Origin of the sequence: Citrobacter sp. CF971 (assembly GCF_006385635.1) — a bacterium.
GTDB classification, from domain to species: Bacteria; Pseudomonadota; Gammaproteobacteria; order Enterobacterales; family Enterobacteriaceae; genus Citrobacter; species Citrobacter freundii.
Window position 1 is genome coordinate 1,633,616 of sequence record NZ_CP041051.1, and the last position, 20,497, is coordinate 1,654,112.

Below are 20,497 nucleotides of genomic sequence, written 5' to 3' on the forward strand. Positions count from 1 at the left end.
TCCTTGCGGTGACTTGTATAGACAAGTATATGTTACTTATCTATCCGACGTTCGCGAGGAGTTTTCTGTCATGTCCCATAGCAAATATCGTCAGCAGGATATTCGTGCCCTACGCGGCACCACCTTAACGGCCAAAAGCTGGCTGACCGAAGCGCCGCTGCGCATGTTAATGAATAATCTGGATCCCGATGTGGCGGAAAATCCGCATGAGCTGGTGGTTTACGGCGGGATTGGCCGCGCCGCACGGGACTGGGAATGCTATGACGCCATCGTCAACGCGCTGACCAAACTGGAGACCGATGAGACGCTGCTGGTCCAGTCCGGAAAACCGGTAGGCGTATTCAAAACTCACGACAACGCACCGCGCGTGCTGATTGCCAACTCCAACCTGGTGCCACATTGGGCTACCTGGGAACACTTCAACGAACTGGACGCCAAAGGGCTGGCGATGTACGGCCAGATGACCGCCGGGAGCTGGATCTACATCGGCAGCCAGGGCATCGTGCAGGGGACTTATGAAACCTTCGTTGAGGCCGGGCGTCAGCATTATCAGGGTAACCTGAGCGGGCGCTGGGTACTGACCGCCGGACTGGGCGGTATGGGCGGGGCGCAGCCGTTAGCCGCTACGCTTGCGGGGGCGTGTTCGCTGAACATTGAATGCCAGCAAAGCCGAATCGATTTCCGTCTGCGTACCCGTTACGTGGACGAGCAGGCGACATCGCTTGACGATGCGCTGGCGCGTATCGACAAATACACTCGCGAGGGTAAAGCGGTCTCCATTGCGCTGTGTGCGAACGCCGCCGACGTTGTGCCGGAACTGGTGAAACGCGGTGTGCGCCCGGATATGGTCACCGACCAGACCAGCGCCCACGATCCGCTGCATGGTTATCTGCCGTCTGGCTGGAGCTGGGAAGAGTATCAGGCAAAAGCGGTGTCCGATCCGCAGGGCACGGTGCAGGCGGCGAAACGTTCAATGGCAACGCACGTTGAGGCGATGCTGGCGTTTAGCAAAATGGGCGTGCCAACGTTTGATTACGGCAACAACATTCGCCAGATGGCCAAAGAGATGGGCGTGGAAAATGCCTTTGATTTCCCCGGCTTCGTACCTGCTTATATTCGACCGTTGTTCTGTCGCGGCATTGGCCCGTTCCGTTGGGTGGCGCTGTCCGGCGATCCGCAGGATATTTATAAAACAGATGCCAAAGTGAAAGAGATCGTGGCAGATGATAAGCACCTTCATCACTGGCTGGATATGGCGCGTGAGCGGATTAATTTCCAGGGTTTACCGGCGCGTATCTGCTGGGTCGGCCTGGAGTGGCGTCAGAAACTAGGGCTGGCGTTTAATGAAATGGTGCGCAGCGGTGAAGTATCCGCGCCGATTGTTATTGGCCGTGACCATCTGGACTCAGGTTCTGTTGCCAGCCCGAACCGCGAAACTGAAGCTATGCGCGACGGCTCAGACGCCGTATCCGACTGGCCGCTGCTGAACGCGCTGCTTAACACCGCCAGCGGCGCGACCTGGGTGTCGCTGCATCACGGTGGCGGGGTCGGTATGGGCTTCTCTCAGCATGCCGGGATGGTGATTGTTTGCGATGGCACCGATGAAGCCGCGGCGCGTATCGCCCGGGTCTTACATAACGATCCGGCGACCGGGGTGATGCGTCACGCCGACGCCGGATATGACATTGCGGTGGAATGCGCCGTCGAAGAAGGGCTGAATTTGCCGATGGTTGCCGCGACGCAGGAGAAACACTGATATGAACACCATGACACTCACGCCGGGCCATCTGAGTTTTATCCAGCTACGTGAAATCTGGCAGCAGCCGGTCAAACTGAGTCTGGATGCCGGGGCGATCGATGCTATTAACGCCAGCGTCGCCTGCGTCAATAATATTGTCGCTGAAGGCCGTACGGCGTATGGCATTAATACCGGCTTTGGCCTGCTGGCCCAGACCCGTATCGCCACGGAAGATTTGCAGAATTTGCAGCGTTCGCTGGTGCTTTCCCATGCGGCAGGTGTCGGCGAGGCGCTGGACGACGCGATGGTGCGTCTGATTATGGTGCTGAAAATCAACAGCCTGGCGCGCGGTTTTTCCGGTATTCGCCTGAGCGTGATTGAAGCGCTGATTGCACTGGTGAATGCCGAGGTGTATCCGCTGATCCCGGCGAAAGGCTCCGTGGGGGCATCGGGTGACCTGGCGCCGCTGGCGCATATGTCTTTGACGCTGTTGGGAGAAGGGAAGGCGCGCTGGCAGGGTGAATGGCTCCCGGCGACCGAAGCGCTGAAAAAGGCCGGGCTGGAGCCGATAACGCTGGAGGCAAAAGAAGGGCTGGCGTTGCTCAACGGTACCCAGGCTTCGACGGCCTTTGCGCTGCGTGGGCTAATTGAAGCTCAGGAACTGTTTGCGTCTGCAACGGTGTGCGGGGCGCTGACCACCGAAGCCGTGCTGGGTTCCCGTCGTCCGTTTGACGCCCGTATTCACGCCGCGCGAGGGCAGCGTGGGCAGATTGATGCCGCAACGCTGTATCGTCACGTATTGACCGACACCAGCTCGCTTTCGCAGTCGCATCATAACTGTGAGAAAGTGCAGGATCCGTATTCTCTGCGCTGTCAGCCACAGGTGATGGGGGCATGTCTGACGCAAATGCGCCAGGTGATGGATGTTCTGCTGGTGGAAGCCAATGCGGTTTCCGACAACCCGCTGGTATTTGCCGAAGAGGGGGATGTCATATCTGGCGGCAACTTCCATGCTGAACCGGTGGCGATGGCGGCAGATAATCTGGCGCTGGCGATTGCGGAAATCGGCTCGTTATCGGAGCGACGCATTGCGTTAATGATGGATAAACACATGTCGCAACTGCCGCCGTTTTTGGTGAAAAACGGTGGGGTGAACTCCGGCTTTATGATTGCTCAAGTCACGGCTGCCGCGCTGGCGAGTGAGAACAAAGCGCTGGCGCATCCGCATAGCGTAGACAGTTTACCGACGTCCGCCAACCAGGAAGATCACGTATCTATGGCTCCGGCGGCGGGGCGCAGACTGTGGGAGATGGCAGCAAATACGCGCGGCGTGATTGCCGTAGAGTGGCTGGCGGCGTGTCAGGGGATTGACCTGCGTGAAGGGTTAACCTCAAGCCCGCTGCTGGAGCAGGCGCGCCAGGCTTTACGCGAGCAGGTTGCTCATTACACGCAGGATCGCTTTTTCGCACCGGATATCGAGTGCGCGACCGAACTGTTAGCGCAAGGAACGTTGCTGAAATTGCTGCCTGAATTTCTGTAGAAAATTGCCTGATGGCGACGCTGACGCGTCTTATCAGGCTTACGGTCTGCTTTGTACGCCGGATGAGGCTAAGCCGACATCCGGCATAACAGAACTTAGCTAAATATTGCGGTAATAGAAGCGCTGGCGAGCGAGTGGAAATGGACGTTAAATCCAACCATCGCGCCGCTGGCGTCCTCATCGACATCAATACGCTCCACATCCAGTGCGTGAACCGTAAAGATATAGCGGTGGTTTTCCCCCTTCGGCGGCGCAGCGCCACCATAACCGGCTTTACCAAAATCCGTGCGTGTTTGCAGCACGCCTTCCGGCAACGCAACCAGCCCCGAGCCGTAACCTTGTGGTAAAACCCGGGTATCTGCAGGCAGGTTAACCACCACCCAGTGCCACCAGCCGGAGCCGGTTGGCGCATCAGGATCGTAACAGGTCACGACAAAGCTTTTAGTCCCGGCGGGCACATCATCCCATGCCAGGTGCGGGGAAATATTATCCCCGTCATATCCCATGCCGTTAAAGACGTGGCGATGAGGAAGCTTTTCGCCATCGCGCAGATCGTTACTGATTAGTTTCATGCTGACTCCTCTCGTTAGCCAAAAAGTGTAGCCAGAAACCGTAGAGCTTACCGCTGATTAATCGCTAAAAAATGTTGCATTGCGCACAGCCTCGTTGACGGCCTGGGTCAGACGACGCAGTTGTTCGGGCTTGATGATGTACGGCGGCATCAGATAAATGAGCTTACCAAACGGTCTTACCCACACGCCCTGTTCGACAAAGAACTTCTGTAACGCGGCCATATTCACCGGATGCGTGGTTTCTATCACGCCGATGGCACCAAGCACGCGCACGTCGGCAACCCAACGGGAATCTGCCGCTGGGGCGAGTTCTTCACGCAACTGCGCTTCAATGGCCGCGACCTGCGAGCGCCATTCGCCGGTTTCGAGCAGCGACAGGCTGGCAGAGGCGACGGCGCAGGCCAGTGGATTACCCATGAAAGTCGGGCCGTGCATAAAACATCCGGCTTCACCGTTACTGATGGTTTCCGCAACCAGGCGCGTGGTCAGGGTGGCGGAAAGGGTCATCGTTCCGCCGGTTAACGCTTTGCCAAGGCACAAAATGTCCGGAGTGATATCGGCATGCTCACAGGCAAACAGCTTGCCCGTGCGACCAAATCCGGTGGCGATTTCATCGGCAATCAACAAAATGCCTTCCCGGTCACACATCTTACGGATGCGCTTTAACCACTCAGGATGGTACATGCGCATGCCGCCAGCGCCCTGCACAATCGGCTCAAGGATCACTGCCGCAATTTCGTGGCGATGTGCGGCCATCAGACGGGCAAAAGGCACCATATCCAGTTCGGCCCATTCGCCGCCCATCCGGCTTTGCGGAGCGGGCGCAAACAGGTTATCAGGCAGATAACCCTTCCACAGACTGTGCATCGAGTTGTCAGGATCGCAGACCGACATCGCGCCGAAAGTATCGCCGTGATAACCGTTACGAAATGTCAGGAAACGCTGACGGGATTCACCTTTGGCCTGCCAGTATTGCAGCGCCATTTTCATCGCGACTTCCACGGCGACCGAACCAGAATCCGCGAGAAAAACGCACTCCAGCGCCTCGGGCGTCATCGCCACCAACTGGCGACATAGCGCAATAGCCGGGGCATGGGTAATGCCGCCAAACATCACGTGCGACATGGCATCAATCTGTGTTTTCATCGCGGCATTCAGCTGCGGGTGATTGTAACCGTGGATCGCCGCCCACCAGGATGACATGCCGTCAACCAGCTTCTCACCGCTGGCTAATATCAGTTCACAACCTTCGGCACTGGCCACCGGATAAACCGGTAGCGGGGAGGTCATGGAGGTGTAAGGGTGCCAGATATGGCGTTGGTCAAACGCAAGATCGTCCGTTGTCATAATCGACTTGTAAACCAAATTAAAAAGATTTAGGTTTACGAGTCTACACCAAACTAACAACGAAACGTATACCAATATGGCTCATTCTTCTCGCTGGACAATGTCGCAAGTCACCGAATTATTTGAAAAACCGCTGCTGGATCTGTTGTTTGAAGCGCAGCAGGTTCATCGTCAGCATTTCGATCCGCGGCAGGTACAAGTTAGTACGCTGTTGTCGATTAAGACCGGTGCTTGCCCGGAAGACTGCAAATACTGCCCGCAAAGTTCCCGCTATAAAACCGGACTGGAAACGGAACGTTTGATGGAAGTTGAACAGGTTCTGGACTCTGCCCGTAAGGCGAAACAAGCCGGTTCAACGCGGTTTTGCATGGGCGCGGCGTGGAAGAACCCTCACGAACGCGATATGCCGTACCTGGAACAAATGGTTCAGGGCGTGAAAGAACTGGGGCTGGAAGCCTGTATGACGCTGGGCACGCTGGACAAATCTCAGGCCCAGCGCCTGGCCAATGCGGGTCTGGACTACTACAACCACAACCTCGACACCTCGCCGGAATTTTACGGCAATATCATTACCACCCGTTCGTATCAGGAGCGCCTGGATACGCTGGATAAAGTGCGTGAGGCGGGCATTAAAGTTTGCTCCGGCGGGATTGTGGGGCTGGGTGAAACAGTGACCGACCGCGCGGGTCTGCTGCTGCAATTAGCGAATCTGCCGACGCCGCCGGAAAGCGTGCCGATCAACATGTTGGTGAAAGTGAAGGGCACGCCGCTTGCCGATAACGACGACGTAGATGCTTTTGATTTTATACGTACTATCGCCGTCGCGCGCATCATGATGCCGACCTCATACGTACGTCTTTCTGCCGGGCGCGAGCAGATGAACGAACAAACCCAGGCAATGTGCTTTATGGCCGGGGCCAACTCGATTTTCTACGGCTGCAAACTGCTGACCACGCCGAACCCGAACGAAGATAAAGATTTATTGTTGTTCCGTAAGCTGGGTCTTAACCCGCAGCAAACGGCGGTACTGGCGGGTGATAACGAACAGCAACAACGTCTGGAGCAGGCGCTGCGTACCCCGGATACCGACGATTACTACAACGCGGCAACCGTATGACCTGGCAGCAAAAAATCGACGATGCGCTAACGGCGCGTCGTCGTGCTGATGCGTGGCGTCGGCGCTATGCAGTGACACAGGGTGCTGGTCGCTGGTTACAGGCTGGCGGTCGTCAGTATCTGAATTTCTCCAGCAACGACTATCTCGGCTTAAGCCACCATCCGCAAATTATCTGCGCGTGGCAGCAGGGTGCTGAGCGTTTTGGCGTCGGCAGTGGCGGCTCGGGCCATGTCAGCGGTTATTCCGTTGCGCATCAGGCGCTGGAAGAAGAGCTGGCGCAGTGGCTCGGCTATTCCCGGGCGCTGTTGTTCATCTCCGGTTTTGCCGCTAATCAGGCAGTGATAGCCGCATTGATAGAAAAAGACGATCGCATTGTCGCCGACAGGCTTAGCCATGCCTCGCTGTTGGAGGCCGCCAGCCTTAGCCCTGCTGTTTTACGTCGCTTTACCCATAACGATCCGCAACATCTGGAGCGTCTGCTGACTTCCCCCTGCCCGGGGCAGCAACTGGTGGTCACTGAAGGCGTATTCAGCATGGATGGCGATAGTGCGCCGCTGGCAGAAATCCACGCGGTGGCGAAACGGCAGGGCGCGTGGCTGCTGGTGGATGATGCGCATGGGATTGGCGTAAGCGGTGAGGAAGGGCGCGGCTCGTGCTCTCGACAACAGATGAAACCTGAGCTGCTCGTAGTGACGTTTGGCAAAGGGTTTGGCGTCAGCGGTGCGGCGATCCTGTGTTCTGATAGCGTGGCCGACTATCTGTTGCAGTTTGCCCGCCATCTGATCTACAGCACCAGCATGCCTCCGGCGCAGGCGCAGGCTTTACGCGCCGCGCTGGCGGTGATCCGCAGCCGTGAAGGCGATGAACGCCGGGAAAAGTTAGCGATGCTGATCCAGCGTTTTCGCGCTGGGGTGAATACTACGGATTTGACGCTGGCGCATTCAGACAGCGCTATTCAACCGCTGATCGTTGGCGACAATCATAAAGCCCTGCAACTGGCACAGACATTACGGCAACAGGGATGCTGGGTGACGGCGATTCGCCCACCAACGGTGCCCATTGGTACGGCCAGATTACGGCTGACGCTGACCCAGGCGCATGAGGTGCAGGATATCGATCGTCTACTGGAGGTGTTGCATGGCGCAGGTCAATAAACAGGCGATTGCCGCCGCGTTTGGCCGCGCTGCCACCCACTATGAGCAACACGCAGAGCTACAACGTCAGAGTGCCGATGCGTTACTGGCACAACTCGATGGCCGGGCGTTCTCAAGGGTTTTGGACGCGGGCTGTGGGCCTGGGCGTATAAGTCGCTACTGGCGGGAGCAGGGGAGCGAGGTCTGTGCGTTGGATCTGTCGGCGCAAATGCTGGCTGAAGCGCAGCGTCACGATGTTGCCCATCACTATCTGCTGGCGGATATCGAAGCCATTCCGCAGGCCGCTGCCACTTTCGACTTGGCCTGGAGCAATCTGGCCGTGCAGTGGTGCAGCGACCTACGCGGTGCGTTAAGCGAGCTATACCGGGTGGTGCGTCCTGGCGGAACGGTGGCGTTTAGTACCTTGGCGCAAGGTTCGATGCCGGAACTTCGTCAGGCGTGGCGAACAGTTGATGACCGGGAGCATGCCAACCGTTTTTTGCCCGTGGAGCAACTGGAAAACGCGCTGTGCGGCTGGGACGTTGAATACCAGTCTCATGCCGTCACGCTGTGGTTTGACGATGCGCTGAGCGCCATGCGCTCGTTGAAGGGTATTGGCGCGACGCATTTGCATGATGGACGCGAGCAGCGTGTGCTGACCCGCTCGCAACTGCGTCAGCTACAGCTCGCCTGGCCCTGTCAGCAGGGGAAATATCCGCTGACCTATCATCTTTTTTTGGGAGTGATTCAACGTGACTAACACGTATTTTGTCACCGGGACGGACACTGAAGTAGGTAAAACTATCGCCAGCTGTGCGTTGCTTCAGGCGGCGGGACAGTTGGGATTGCGAACCGTCGGCTATAAGCCGGTGGCGTCAGGCAGTGAAATGACGGATGAAGGTCTGCGAAACAGTGATGCGCTGGCGCTACAGCGCAACAGCGCTGTAGCCGTGGATTATGCAGCCATCAATCCGTATACCTTCGCGGAACCTACCTCACCGCATATCATCAGTGCTGACGAAGGGCGCCCCATTCAGGCCTCCGTGATGTCTGCGGGTTTACGCTTGCTTGAAGAACAGGCTGACTGGGTATTGGTGGAAGGTGCAGGCGGATGGTTTACGCCGCTTTCGCCAACGCTGAGTTTTTCTGACTGGGTAAAAGAGGAACAACTGCCAGTGATTCTGGTGGTTGGCGTTAAGCTCGGTTGTATCAATCATGCCATTTTGACCGCCCAGGCGGTGCAGCAGGCCGGGCTGACGCTCGCCGGATGGGTTGCCAATGATGTGACGCCACCCGGCAAGCGTCATGCTGAATATATGGCGACGCTAAAGCGTGCGCTTGCGGCTCCGCTGCTGGGGGAAATTCCCTGGCTGGCAGAAGAGCCGGAGCAAGCATCGACAGGTCGTTATATCGATCTTAGCGTTTTGTCTCTGGCATCCACCAGTCGTTGATTAGCGGGTCGCTGAATTGTGTTATTTGCCCTTGAGCCACGTTGCGGCCACGATGTAACAAGCAATAGCAGTCGGCGACCCGACGAATGAACGGCAGGCTTTGCTCCGCGAGCATAATGGTGATGCCAAGCTCCTGGCTTAGCCTCACAATCAAATTCCCCAGTTTGTGGATATACGCCTGGCCTGTTCCTCGTGTGGGCTCATCGAGGATCAGCAGACGCGGGCGAGTGACCAACGCACTGGCGAGTGCAAGCTGGTGCTGATTTTCCTCCGACAATGCTACCCCTTTGGCCTGACGCAGTACAAACAGCTGTGGAAACAGGCGGTAAATATCGCTGCTGTTCATTGCTTCGCTTTCCTCAACCGCCTGGCGCGCAATGTGCAGATTTTCCTCTACCGTCAACTGCGAAAAAATTCGCCGCTCCTGTGATACACAGTTAATACCTAGTGCAATGCGCTTTGCCGCCGGAATCTGAAGCAGATCGCAAGGTGGTGCGCCAGCCTGATGCCAGAACATGGTTCCGCTCTCAATCGGTAAATTGCCGATGATGCAATTGGCAAGCGTAGTCTTTCCCATCCCTGGAAGACCCAGCACGGCGGTACATTTACCGGGCAACAGGTCGAGATCGACATCCCAAAGCGAGTGTTGATTACCGTAATAGTGATTCACTGCACGAAGACTCAACATAGATTTCTCCCTCATGATGATATCCGCCTCGCGGAATGGTGGTCGGGAGAAAACTGCAAATCTCTTGCCAGAAGCGGAATTGGGGAAAAATACAGCAGGATGGCGTGCAGCGCTGGCGCTAAATTCTTACTGACCGCATTCCTGACGTTGTTTTGTGCACATTGGCAGTGCCTGGTGGTGTCGTGATGGTGCAGGCAGGAAAATGATGAAAATGCGAGCAAGATCTCGGCCATCCGAGGTCGCTTCGTTAGCTGATAAATATCAAAAAATAGCGATAATTTTTTTTTATCCCACCAGAAAAGACCATCAGGACGTTTTTGCCAGGCTACAGTCCATACGGGCTGGAGGCAGTTATCCACTATTCCTGTGGATAACCTTGTGTATTAGGGTTAGAAAACACAATGTAAGCGAGAGAAGACGCGGCCTGCGACTAAATTGATGCGAAAGACGGCTCGAGATAATAATCATTAAATTACAGGATGTTAGATAAATGCAATGGCTGTCGCAGAAGTGTCATGCGTTGCCACAAAACTTTCATCGAGTAGCTTGACAAATGTTAAAAAAGTCATTGGTTTGGGGATAACACATTTTTGCTGGTGTTTTATCTTGCCTGCGGACAAATTTTAGCCTGTAGTCATGGCCATTTTGCTGGGGTAACAGAAATATTCTGGCGCGTTACTGTTTTTTCATCCAGTATATTTTACTGGCAAAATATACGGCTGCGAGTAAAATTACACACCTGCCCGCCCATTGCTTCAGGTAGCTGCTCATGAGTAAACCGTTCAAACTAAATTCCGCTTTTAAACCCTCTGGCGATCAGCCTGAGGCGATTCGTCGCCTGGAAGAAGGTCTGGAGGATGGTCTGGCGCATCAGACGCTACTGGGGGTGACAGGGTCGGGGAAAACATTCACCATCGCTAACGTGATTGCGGACTTGCAGCGTCCTACCATGGTGCTGGCCCCCAATAAGACACTTGCTGCTCAGCTGTACGGTGAGATGAAAGAGTTTTTCCCGGATAATGCGGTGGAGTATTTCGTCTCTTACTACGACTATTATCAGCCGGAAGCCTACGTACCCAGTTCTGACACCTTCATCGAGAAAGATGCTTCGGTCAACGAACATATTGAGCAGATGCGCCTGTCGGCAACCAAAGCGCTGCTGGAACGTCGCGATGTCGTTGTCGTGGCGTCGGTTTCGGCGATTTATGGTCTGGGTGACCCGGATCTGTACCTGAAAATGATGCTGCACCTGACGGTGGGGATGATTATCGACCAGCGTGCGATCCTGCGTCGTCTGGCGGAGCTGCAATATACCCGCAACGATCAGGCATTCCAGCGCGGGACCTTCCGCGTGCGCGGTGAAGTGATCGACATTTTCCCGGCAGAATCCGATGACATCGCGCTGCGCGTGGAACTGTTTGATGAAGAGGTCGAACGTTTATCGCTGTTTGACCCGCTGACCGGACAGGTCGAATCCACAATTTCGCGCTACACCATCTATCCTAAAACGCACTACGTGACGCCGCGAGAACGTATCGTGCAGGCGATGGAAGAAATCAAAGTTGAGCTGGCAGAGCGGCGTAAAGTCCTGTTGGCAAATAACAAACTGCTGGAAGAACAGCGCTTAAGTCAGCGTACCCAGTTCGATTTGGAAATGATGAATGAGCTGGGTTACTGCTCGGGGATTGAAAACTACTCCCGCTATCTGTCTGGGCGCGGCCCTGGCGAGCCGCCGCCGACGCTGTTTGATTACCTGCCTGCCGATGGCCTGCTGGTGGTGGATGAATCCCACGTGACTATCCCGCAAATTGGCGGCATGTATCGCGGCGATCGGGCGCGTAAAGAAACCCTGGTCGAATACGGATTCCGTCTGCCGTCGGCGCTGGATAACCGTCCGCTCAAATTTGAAGAGTTCGAGGCGCTGGCTCCGCAAACTATCTACGTTTCGGCGACGCCGGGCAACTATGAGCTGGAGAAATCCGGTGATGAAGTGGTCGATCAGGTGGTACGACCGACCGGCCTGCTGGATCCGGTCATTGAGGTGCGTCCGGTGGCGACGCAGGTTGACGATCTGCTGTCGGAGATCCGCACCCGTGCGGCGATTAACGAACGTGTGCTGGTCACCACGCTGACCAAACGGATGGCAGAAGACCTCACAGAATACCTCGAAGAACATGGCGAGCGGGTGCGTTATCTGCACTCTGACATCGATACTGTGGAACGCATGGAAATCATTCGTGACCTGCGTCTGGGCGAGTTTGACGTGCTGGTGGGTATCAACCTTTTACGTGAAGGTCTGGACATGCCTGAGGTCTCCCTGGTGGCGATTCTGGACGCAGACAAAGAAGGATTCCTGCGTTCTGAACGTTCGCTTATCCAGACCATCGGTCGTGCGGCGCGTAACATCAACGGTAAGGCTATTCTCTACGGCGATAAAATTACCGCCTCAATGGCTAAAGCGATTGGTGAAACCGAACGTCGTCGTGAGAAACAGCAACTCTACAACGAAGAGCACGGTATTACGCCGCAGGGCCTGAATAAGAAAGTAGTCGATATTCTGGCGCTGGGTCAGAATATTGCGAAGACCAAGGCGAAAGGCAAAGGGAAGTCACGCGCAGGCGCGAAGTCTGAAGTTGTGGAACTGGATATGACGCCAAAAGCGCTGCAGCAGAAGATTCACGAGCTGGAAGGGCAGATGATGCAGCATGCGCAGAATCTTGAATTTGAAGAGGCAGCGACGATCCGCGACCAGTTGCATCAACTGCGCGAGTTGTTTATCGCAGCATCGTAAGAGTGTGCCGGATGCGGGGTAAACCCCTTATCCGGCCTACGGCAAAGATCGCGTTCGTAGGTCGGATGCCGGAGCAGAGCGTTTTGTAGGCCTGATAAGCGCCGCGCATCAGGCAAATCCGTTTAGCCTAGCGCCTGCACCGCTTTCTCCAGCGCACTATGCAATAGCTGGCGGTCATGGCGGTAGGGAATATCGCTGGCTTCCAGCACTTCCTGAATGACAACGCGGTCGGTAACGGCGGAAGCATCCACTTTCGGCCCCACAACTACCGCATCAATCACTTTCTTCCCGACGTACTGTTCAATAATGGCCAGCTTATCGCTAAGCGTCAGGCTGGCTGCTGGCAGGCTTAATTCGCGCCCAAGATTGCCTATATAGACCATAGGGGCCGGTGTGCGACGTAACGCCTGCGCCAGCTCGTCCAGCAACAGGATCGGCATCAGGCTGGTGTAAAAACTGCCTGGTCCTATCAGAATCAAATCCGCTTCGGCGATAGCCTCTACCGCTTCGCGCGTGGTTGGCACTTTTGGCGATAGCATCAGCTCCTGAGGCGGGATGGTGAGCTGATCGATATTCACTTCGCCATACACCTCATGCCCCTGATCGTCGATAGCCATTAAATCGACCGGCAGCTCAGACATCGGAATTAAATGCGCGTCGACTTTCAGTAGGCTACGAATTAAATTTATCGCCTCCAGAGGCCGCACGCTCAGGTGATCCAACGCCTTTAACATCAAATTTCCGAGGTTATGCCCGGAAAGCTCGCCATTACCGCCAAAACGGTACTCAAACATCGCGGATGCGACGCTGGGCTGGGTAATTAACTGGTTCAGACAGTTACGCATGTCTCCCCAGGCTATCCCTCCTTCAGAGCGACGAATACGGCCTGTCGAGCCGCCGTTATCCGTGGTGGTGACGATACCCGTCAGGCGGGAACCTAATGGGGAAAGAGAGGAGAGAACGCGTCCTAATCCATGCCCTCCGCCGAGAGCGACAACGCGGTCCAGATCTGCCAGCGTGCGAGTGCGCATATATTTTCCTGATATCAATTGATCGGCGCTACAGTAACGTAAATAGCGTGTTTTCAGCAATTATCCAGTCGGCATCTGCCGTAATTATTTTCTGCGATCTACTCCTTTCTGACGAGATCCACCTGATGGCAAGATGATGTATATCAATGCAAAACTGTGGTTTTTGCTTATTCTGTAGCGAAATTGCACGATCATGTCGTTATGTATGTATTTATACAGCGAAAGTGTACATGGCAAAAGCGTCATTTACACGCTAGTATCGGCATAACCACTAAGTACTCTTAATAATTTGAGTTGCCGGAAGCCAACGCATCTGCAACACGAAGTATGACGAGTATAAACACTCTAGCCTCTGCACCTGGGTCAAATGATACGGTGCTTTGGCCGTGACAAGACTTGAAAAAGTTTGTCACCAGGGCGCAGGAAGAAATGACTACGTCTCCCGTATTTGGAAAGGTGTACATGGGCTCTCAACTTACCGATGCTTTCGCACGTAAGTTTTACTACTTACGTTTGTCGATTACCGATGTGTGTAACTTTCGTTGCACCTACTGCTTGCCGGATGGCTATAAGCCCGGTGGGGTCACCAATAACGGCTTTCTGACCGTTGATGAAATTCGTCGCGTCACGCGCGCGTTCGCCAGTCTGGGAACGGAAAAAGTGCGTCTGACGGGGGGCGAACCTTCACTGCGTCGCGACTTTACTGACATTATCGCCGCCGTGCGCGAAAACGACGCCATCCGTCAGATTGCGGTAACCACCAATGGTTATCGTCTGGCGCGAGATGCTGCTGCCTGGCGCGATGCCGGACTGACCGCGCTCAACGTCAGCGTCGACAGCCTGGATGCCCGTCAGTTTCATGCCATTACCGGGCAGGACAAGTTTCAACAGGTGATGGCAGGCATTGACGCCGCCTTTGATGCGGGTTTTGAAAAAGTGAAAGTCAACACCGTGCTGATGCGCGATGTAAACCATCATCAGCTGGACACCTTCCTTGCGTGGATCCAACCTCGGCCAATCCAACTGCGTTTTATTGAACTGATGGAAACGGGCGAGGGCAGCTCTCTCTTCCGTAAACACCATATCTCCGGACAGGTACTTCGCGATGAGCTATTGCGTCGCGGCTGGATTCACCAGATCCGACAGCGCAGCGACGGCCCGGCTCAGGTTTTCTGTCATCCTGATTATGTTGGTGAAATTGGTCTGATCATGCCTTATGAGAAAGACTTCTGCGCCACCTGTAATCGTCTGCGCGTTTCCTCTGTTGGCAAGCTTCATCTGTGTTTATTTGGTGAAGGCGGCGTAAGCCTGCGTGATTTGCTGGAAGATGACGCTCAGCAGCCGGCGCTGGAAGAACGTATTTCAGCCGCGCTGCTGGAGAAAAAGCAGACCCATTTCCTGCATCAGAACAATACCGGTATTACGCAAAACTTATCTTACATTGGCGGCTGATCGCTAAAAGGAGTTTTTCATGAGTCAGGTAAGCGCTGAATTTATCCCGACACGCATTGCTATTCTTACTGTTTCCAACCGTCGCGGCGAAGAAGATGACACCTCCGGCCATTATCTGCGTGACTCGGCGCAAGAAGCGGGTCATCAGATTGTCGATAAGGCGATTGTCAAAGAAAACCGTTACGCCATTCGCGCCCAGGTTTCTGCCTGGATTGCCAGTGATGATGTACAGGTAGTGCTCATTACCGGCGGTACCGGGTTAACCGAAGGGGACCAGGCACCGGAAGCGCTGCAACCGCTGTTTGACAGAGAAGTTGAAGGGTTTGGCGAAGTCTTCCGTATGCTGTCGTTTGAAGAGATTGGCACCGCGACGCTGCAATCCCGCGCGATTGCCGGAGTGGCCAATAAAACGCTGATTTTCGCCATGCCGGGTTCGACCAAAGCGTGTCGTACCGCCTGGGAAAATATCATTGCGCCGCAGCTTGATGCCCGTACGCGTCCGTGTAATTTCCACCCACATTTGAAGAAATAAGTATGTCGCAACTGACTCATATTAACGCCGCTGGCGAAGCGCATATGGTGGATGTCTCCGCCAAAGCGGAAACTGTACGCGAGGCGCGTGCTGAAGCATTCGTGACTATGCGTAGCGAAACGCTGGCGATGATTATCGATGGCAGCCACCATAAAGGTGATGTATTCGCCACGGCGCGTATTGCGGGTATTCAGGCTGCCAAACGTACCTGGGATCTTATCCCGCTGTGCCATCCGCTGATGCTGAGTAAGGTGGAAGTCAATCTTCACGCTGAACCGGAGCACAACCGCGTACGGATTGAAACGCTGTGTCGCCTGACCGGTAAAACCGGCGTTGAAATGGAAGCGTTAACGGCGGCCTCCGTGGCGGCGTTGACCATCTACGATATGTGCAAAGCGGTGCAAAAGGATATGGTGATTGGTCCGGTGCGTCTGCTGGCAAAAAGCGGCGGCAAGTCCGGAGATTTTAAGGTAGATGCGCATGATTAAGGTTCTCTTCTTTGCTCAGGTACGCGAACTGGTAAACACCGATGCGTTAGAGGTTGCCGCCGAGTTTGCAACGGTAGAAGCGCTGCGCAAGCATCTTGCGGCAAAAAGCGATCGCTGGGCGTTGGCGCTGGAAGACGGCAAGCTGCTGGCGGCGGTAAATCAGACGTTGGTCAGTTTTGATCATCCTCTTAACGCGGGTGATGAAGTCGCTTTCTTCCCGCCGGTAACCGGAGGCTAAAATGACTGAAACGCGAATTGTTGTTGGCCCTGCGCCGTTTCGCGTCGGGGATGAGTATCCCTGGCTGGCAGAGCGCGATGAAGACGGCGCGGTAGTCACTTTCACCGGTAAAGTGCGCAATCACAATCTCGGTGACAGCGTTAAGGCGTTAACGCTGGAACACTATCCGGGAATGACCGAAAAAGCGCTGGCGGAGATTGTCGACGAAGCGCGTTTGCGCTGGCCGCTGGGTCGGGTGACGGTGATTCATCGCATTGGCGAACTGTGGCCGGGTGACGAAATCGTGTTTGTTGGCGTGACCAGTGCGCATCGCAGCAGCGCGTTTGATGCCGGGCAGTTCATTATGGATTACCTGAAAACCCGCGCGCCGTTCTGGAAACGCGAGGCCACGCCGGAAGGTGAGCGCTGGGTTGATGCCCGCGACAGCGATAAGCTAGCAGCAAAACGCTGGTAGAGTACAATTGTTGTAGGCTCATACTGATTCAGGAGATTGTCATGGACCGATTCCCACGATCCGATTCTATTGTACAGGCCCGTTCCGGCCTGCAAACGTATATGGCGCAGGTATACGGCTGGATGACCTGCGGACTGTTGCTGACGGCGTTTATCGCCTGGTATGCGGCAAATACGCCCGCGGTGATGATGTTTGTCTTCTCCAGCAAAATCACCTTCTTTGGCCTGATCATCGCTCAACTGGCGCTGGTGTTCGTCCTGTCCGGCATGGTGCAAAGGCTGAGCGCGGGTATGGCGACCACGCTGTTTATGCTCTACTCGGCATTAACCGGGCTGACGCTATCAAGCATTTTTATCGTCTATACCTACTCGTCTATCGCCAGCACCTTTGTGGTTACCGGAGGGATGTTCGGGATCATGAGTTTGTATGGCTACACCACCAAACGTGATCTGAGCGGCTTCGGCAATATGCTGTTTATGGCGCTGATCGGTATTGTACTGGCCTCACTGGTTAACTTTTGGCTGAAGAGCGAAGCGCTGATGTGGGCGGTGACCTATATCGGGGTGATTGTGTTTGTTGGTCTGACCGCCTATGACACGCAGAAGTTGAAAAATATCGGTGAGCAGATTGACCTGCGCGACAGCTCCAATCTGCGTAAATACGCGATTCTTGGGGCCTTAACGCTGTATCTGGACTTCATCAACCTGTTCCTGATGCTGCTGCGTATTTTCGGTAATCGTCGTTAATTCTCTGTTGCCGGATGGCGCTTCGCTTATCCGGCCTACCGCTTGGTATCGAAAGTAGGCCGGATAAGGCGTTACGCCGCAGCCGGCACTATATACACCATCATTTCGCCATCGCCTTCTCGTTTTTTACCCGCAACTTTTTTGCCCGACTCTCCAGCAGCAAATAACACACCAGTGCCAGAAGCAGCGGAATAAAATAGTACAACACGCGATACGCGAGCAGGGCAGCAATGATCGTTCCCTGAGACGAGTCTTCTCCTGCCAGCAGCGCCATAAACACCGCTTCCAGCACGCCGATCCCCGCCGGAATATGCACGATTACGCCGGCAATACTGCTCACCAGCAGCACGCCCAGCACGAAGAAATAATCGATATTCTGACCGAGCAACAACCAGATAATCGCCCCCATTACCATCCAGTTCGCACTGGATATCGTCATTTGCGCGAGGGCAAATTTCCAGGAGGGCAGCACCAGTTTTTGGCCCTTGATGGTGATATGACGATGTTTAGCGAAGGCGCAAAACCACAGATAAACAACAATAATCAGCAGCAGCGCAATGCCTAAGATGCGCAATGTGCCTTCATCGATATACCAGTGTGCGGGCAGTTCGACGACGCCGAAGGTAAATATAAAACCGCCCAGCAGAATATAGCCCAGCCAGTTAGTGGTAATACTCAGCGAAAAAATCCGCGTTATTGTGCCCCCCGGCAATCCGAGGCGCGAGTAAAGGCGATAACGCATCCCTATACCACCCACCCAGGTGCTCAATGTCAGGTTGAAGGCGTAACAGATAAACGACACCAGCATGACCTGGCGTTTTGCCAGTTTGTGGCCGCAGTAGTAGCGCCCGAGCAGATCATAACAGCCGTAAAGTAAATAACTGACGATCACCAACCCCACGGCGCTGAGCAGGGCGATCCGATTGTAATCGCGAATTACCGTCCACACTTCCTGCCAGTTGACCTTGCTGGCATAAACAACCAGCAGCACGATCACCGCAATAAAAAACAGCCATGTGAGGATCCTTTTCGCTAACCGCCAGCGTCGGTGGCTTTTTGCCATCAGGTTTTCCCTCCTGCATCCTCAGTTTGTATACGGTCTTGAGTTTCCAGAGCAGGCTGCGCGGGCGGCTCTACCTCGGCCAGATGCGGGGTATGCGCCGGCAGCCAGCCGACCAGCGCCGGGAAGTGGCGTAAAAAGTGGAAGGCCAGTACGCTCTTGGTCAGGTTCCACCAGGTGCGTTTTGGCAGCATGGATTCATCAACCCGCTTGCAGTCCTGCGCAATAATAGGGTTCAGGTTGTCACGCAGGGTCTGATTAAACGTGCGGTCATGAATAATCAGATTTGCCTCCAGATTCAGTGACAGGCTCAGTGGATCAAGATTGCTGGAACCCACCGTCGCCCAGTGATCGTCCATCAGCGCCACTTTGCCATGCAGAGGTTTACGGCGGTATTCATAGACATGGACGCCGCCTTTTACCAGATAGTTGTACAGCAGGCGGGCACCCACTTTCACAATCGGCATATCCGGTTCACCTTGCACGATGAGTTTTACCCGCACGCCCCGTCGGGCCGCTTTACGCATGGCATGCAGAAAGCGATAGCCGGGAAAGAAGTAGGCATTGGCGATGATCACTTCCCGCCGTGCCTGGGTCAGCATTTTCAGATAGTGGCGTTCAATATCATCACGATGTTCTTCGTTATCGCGCCAGACAAACAGCGCCTGCGCTTCGCCGGGGCGATGATTGTCGATTGCCCGGTGATGACGTCGCCACCAGCGTCGTACAGCGCTCTGTCCGGGCAAGTTTTCCAGCACGAATTTCAGAATGTCAGCAACGACTGGACCTTCAACGCGCACGGCGTAATCCTGCTTGGCCTCCGGACCGTAATCAGACATGTGTTCAGCGGAGTAATTGATGCCGCCAACAAAGGCAACACGATCATCAATGACCACAATTTTGCGATGCATACGACGAAAGAGATTAGTGCGCATCCCGAACAGACGCGGACGCGGATCGTAGTAGCGGAAAACAACGCCGGCTACGGTGAGCTCTTCGACAAAACTGTCGCTAAGATCAGGCGAGCCGTAGCCATCCAGTAACACCTCTGCTTTGATTCCTCGCCGGGCGGCTTCGAGCAACGCGGCATGCAGCTGTTTTCCTACCGCATCTTCAAACCAGATAAAGGTCTCGAGGATTATTTTTTGTTGCGCCTGTTCAATGGCGTCAAAGACGGCGGGGTAGAATTGATCGCCGTTTTCCAGTAGTTGAATTTGATTGCCTTCACGCCAGCCATATTTCATAAATGAATCTCCGCACTCAGAGGGGCATGATCGGACAAATGTCGCCAGTGACGCAGCGCCAGCGTCGTTGGGGTACTGGCATTCGCGTTTTTCACATAGATCCTGTCCAGACGCAGCAGGGGAAACTGCACCGGAAATGTTCGCGCCGGGCGGCCGTGGGCGCGGGTAAAAATTTCGTCAAGGCCAGCTTTGGCTTTCAACGGGCGATTGGCCGTTTGCCGCCAGTCGTTAAAATCCCCGGCAATCACCACCGGCTCCGCGTCGGGCAGGGCGTTAACCCAGTCTGCCAGCATTGCGAGCTGGGCCTGGCGGTGAGCTTCACGCAGGCCGAGGTGCACACACATCACATGGATGGGGTGGGAGAGCATTGGCGGTACGATTCGGCAGTAAAGGACTCCGCGCTTTTCACTCGCGCCGACCGACACATCACGATTTTCATAATGCTCAATGGGATACCGCGACAGCACAGCATTTCCGTGATGTCCCTGCGGGTACACGGCGTTACGCCCATAGGCGAAGTCGCTCCACATCGTGTCCGCCAGAAATTCGTAGTGGCTGGTATCCGGCCAGTTCTCAATGTGCAGCGAATTAGCTTCGTGCGCACCCATCACTTCCTGTAGGCATACAATGTCTGCACCGACCGTTCTGACGGCCTCCCTTAGCTCAGGTAAAATAAAACGCCGGTTGAAGGCGGTGAACCCTTTGTGAGTATTAATGGTGAGCACATTGAATGAAAATTGAACTCCCGATCCGCTCATGAGCCTCCCGTTGGCGTCACTTCCTAAATAAAATAGTGTAGTCATCGTCACAAAAAGATGCAGTGTTGCGGAATTTTCCGTAAAGTCCGGTACTCTGAACAATTAGTTGAAAATCCT

Annotated in this window: 21 protein-coding genes and 1 riboswitch; of the genes, 13 read left to right on the plus strand and 8 right to left on the minus strand. The window is 54.9% G+C overall.

Going from position 1 to position 20,497, the window contains the following annotated elements; translation table 11 throughout:
- The first annotated feature begins 70 nt into the window (after positions 1–70).
- Positions 71–1,756 carry a urocanate hydratase gene (hutU, locus tag E6P06_RS11245; RefSeq protein ID WP_139935238.1) on the plus strand — a complete coding sequence of 562 codons (1,686 nt, stop codon included), beginning with the start codon at positions 71–73 and terminating at the stop codon, positions 1,754–1,756.
- 1 nt (position 1,757) lies between these two features.
- Complete coding sequence (hutH, locus tag E6P06_RS11250; protein WP_016149818.1) at positions 1,758–3,278, plus strand: histidine ammonia-lyase; 1,521 nt, start codon at positions 1,758–1,760, stop codon at positions 3,276–3,278.
- 95 nt (positions 3,279–3,373) lie between these two features.
- On the opposite strand, the gene E6P06_RS11255 is transcribed toward hutH, so the two are convergent.
- Together E6P06_RS11255 and bioA are read right to left on the minus strand one after the other, a co-directional pair.
- On the minus strand, positions 3,374–3,850 hold the full coding sequence (locus tag E6P06_RS11255; RefSeq protein WP_003035168.1) for a kinase inhibitor: 477 nt from the start codon (positions 3,848–3,850) through the stop codon (positions 3,374–3,376).
- Positions 3,851–3,907: 57 nt separating this feature from the next.
- On the minus strand, positions 3,908–5,197 hold the full coding sequence (gene bioA, locus E6P06_RS11260; RefSeq protein WP_057063414.1) for an adenosylmethionine--8-amino-7-oxononanoate transaminase: 1,290 nt from the start codon (positions 5,195–5,197) through the stop codon (positions 3,908–3,910).
- 76 nt (positions 5,198–5,273) lie between these two features.
- On the opposite strand from bioA, the gene bioB reads away from it, so the two are divergent.
- The 4 genes from bioB to bioD are packed head-to-tail and all read left to right on the plus strand — an operon-like array spanning position 5,274 to position 8,898.
- Positions 5,274–6,314, plus strand: coding sequence for a biotin synthase BioB (bioB, locus tag E6P06_RS11265; protein ID WP_139935239.1), 1,041 nt, complete (start codon positions 5,274–5,276; stop codon positions 6,312–6,314).
- The gene (gene bioF, locus E6P06_RS11270) at positions 6,311–7,468 is read left to right on the plus strand and encodes an 8-amino-7-oxononanoate synthase (RefSeq protein WP_139935240.1); all 1,158 of its coding nucleotides are present in this window, start codon (positions 6,311–6,313) and stop codon (positions 7,466–7,468) included. Before bioB ends, bioF begins: the two co-directional genes overlap by 4 nt.
- Entirely contained in the window at positions 7,452–8,207 is a 756-nt protein-coding gene (gene bioC / locus E6P06_RS11275) for a malonyl-ACP O-methyltransferase BioC (RefSeq protein WP_139935241.1), read from the plus strand. The genes bioF and bioC overlap by 17 nt, the downstream gene beginning before the upstream one ends.
- A complete protein-coding gene (gene bioD, locus E6P06_RS11280) occupies positions 8,200–8,898 on the plus strand; it encodes a dethiobiotin synthase (protein ID WP_071698432.1) in 699 nt (232 codons plus the stop codon). Before bioC ends, bioD begins: the two co-directional genes overlap by 8 nt.
- Here the strand turns inward: bioD and E6P06_RS11285 are convergent.
- Entirely contained in the window at positions 8,864–9,586 is a 723-nt protein-coding gene (locus E6P06_RS11285; protein ID WP_003035181.1) for an ABC transporter ATP-binding protein, read from the minus strand. The two genes, bioD and E6P06_RS11285, sit on opposite strands and share 35 nt — an antisense overlap.
- Positions 9,587–9,597: 11 nt before the next feature.
- The gene (locus E6P06_RS11290) at positions 9,598–9,945 is read right to left on the minus strand and encodes a hypothetical protein (RefSeq protein WP_137348288.1); all 348 of its coding nucleotides are present in this window, start codon (positions 9,943–9,945) and stop codon (positions 9,598–9,600) included.
- A 410-nt stretch (positions 9,946–10,355) separates the two neighbouring features.
- Between E6P06_RS11290 and uvrB the strand changes: the two genes are divergently transcribed.
- On the plus strand, positions 10,356–12,377 hold the full coding sequence (gene uvrB, locus E6P06_RS11300; RefSeq protein ID WP_003837055.1) for an excinuclease ABC subunit UvrB: 2,022 nt from the start codon (positions 10,356–10,358) through the stop codon (positions 12,375–12,377).
- Between the two features lie 122 nt (positions 12,378–12,499).
- On the opposite strand, the gene yvcK is transcribed toward uvrB, so the two are convergent.
- A complete protein-coding gene (gene yvcK / locus E6P06_RS11305; protein ID WP_046669894.1) occupies positions 12,500–13,408 on the minus strand; it encodes a uridine diphosphate-N-acetylglucosamine-binding protein YvcK in 909 nt (302 codons plus the stop codon).
- A gap of 329 nt (positions 13,409–13,737) precedes the next feature.
- Positions 13,738–13,883: riboswitch (molybdenum cofactor riboswitch) on the plus strand.
- Here yvcK and moaA point away from each other — a divergent pair.
- The 6 genes from moaA (at position 13,871) to E6P06_RS11335 (ending at position 17,318) form a co-directional block, all read left to right on the plus strand.
- Positions 13,871–14,860, plus strand: coding sequence for a GTP 3',8-cyclase MoaA (gene moaA / locus E6P06_RS11310; RefSeq protein WP_032934386.1), 990 nt, complete (start codon positions 13,871–13,873; stop codon positions 14,858–14,860). Its footprint overlaps the riboswitch before it by 13 nt.
- A gap of 19 nt (positions 14,861–14,879) precedes the next feature.
- Positions 14,880–15,392, plus strand: coding sequence for a molybdenum cofactor biosynthesis protein B (moaB, locus tag E6P06_RS11315; RefSeq protein ID WP_003035187.1), 513 nt, complete (start codon positions 14,880–14,882; stop codon positions 15,390–15,392).
- 2 nt (positions 15,393–15,394) lie between these two features.
- Positions 15,395–15,880, plus strand: coding sequence for a cyclic pyranopterin monophosphate synthase MoaC (gene moaC, locus E6P06_RS11320; protein ID WP_003035188.1), 486 nt, complete (start codon positions 15,395–15,397; stop codon positions 15,878–15,880).
- Positions 15,873–16,118 (plus strand): molybdopterin synthase sulfur carrier subunit, encoded by a 246-nt coding sequence (gene moaD / locus E6P06_RS11325; RefSeq protein ID WP_032948888.1) that lies wholly within the window; start codon positions 15,873–15,875, stop codon positions 16,116–16,118. Before moaC ends, moaD begins: the two co-directional genes overlap by 8 nt.
- Before the next feature lies 1 nt (position 16,119).
- A complete protein-coding gene (moaE, locus tag E6P06_RS11330) occupies positions 16,120–16,572 on the plus strand; it encodes a molybdopterin synthase catalytic subunit MoaE (protein ID WP_032938561.1) in 453 nt (150 codons plus the stop codon).
- A gap of 41 nt (positions 16,573–16,613) precedes the next feature.
- Entirely contained in the window at positions 16,614–17,318 is a 705-nt protein-coding gene (locus tag E6P06_RS11335; RefSeq protein ID WP_003831536.1) for a Bax inhibitor-1/YccA family protein, read from the plus strand.
- A 100-nt stretch (positions 17,319–17,418) separates the two neighbouring features.
- Here the strand turns inward: E6P06_RS11335 and E6P06_RS11340 are convergent, their stop codons facing one another.
- From E6P06_RS11340 to E6P06_RS11350, 3 genes are read right to left on the minus strand one after another with little or no spacing between them, the layout of a single operon-like run.
- Complete coding sequence (locus tag E6P06_RS11340; protein ID WP_139935242.1) at positions 17,419–18,381, minus strand: YbhN family protein; 963 nt, start codon at positions 18,379–18,381, stop codon at positions 17,419–17,421.
- Positions 18,381–19,622: a cardiolipin synthase ClsB gene (gene clsB / locus E6P06_RS11345; RefSeq protein ID WP_003845400.1), complete on the minus strand. Its 1,242-nt coding sequence runs from the start codon at positions 19,620–19,622 to the stop codon at positions 18,381–18,383. The genes E6P06_RS11340 and clsB overlap by 1 nt, the downstream gene beginning before the upstream one ends.
- Positions 19,619–20,380, minus strand: coding sequence for an endonuclease/exonuclease/phosphatase family protein (locus E6P06_RS11350; protein WP_139935243.1), 762 nt, complete (start codon positions 20,378–20,380; stop codon positions 19,619–19,621). The genes clsB and E6P06_RS11350 overlap by 4 nt, the downstream gene beginning before the upstream one ends.
- Positions 20,381–20,497 lie beyond the last annotated feature (117 nt).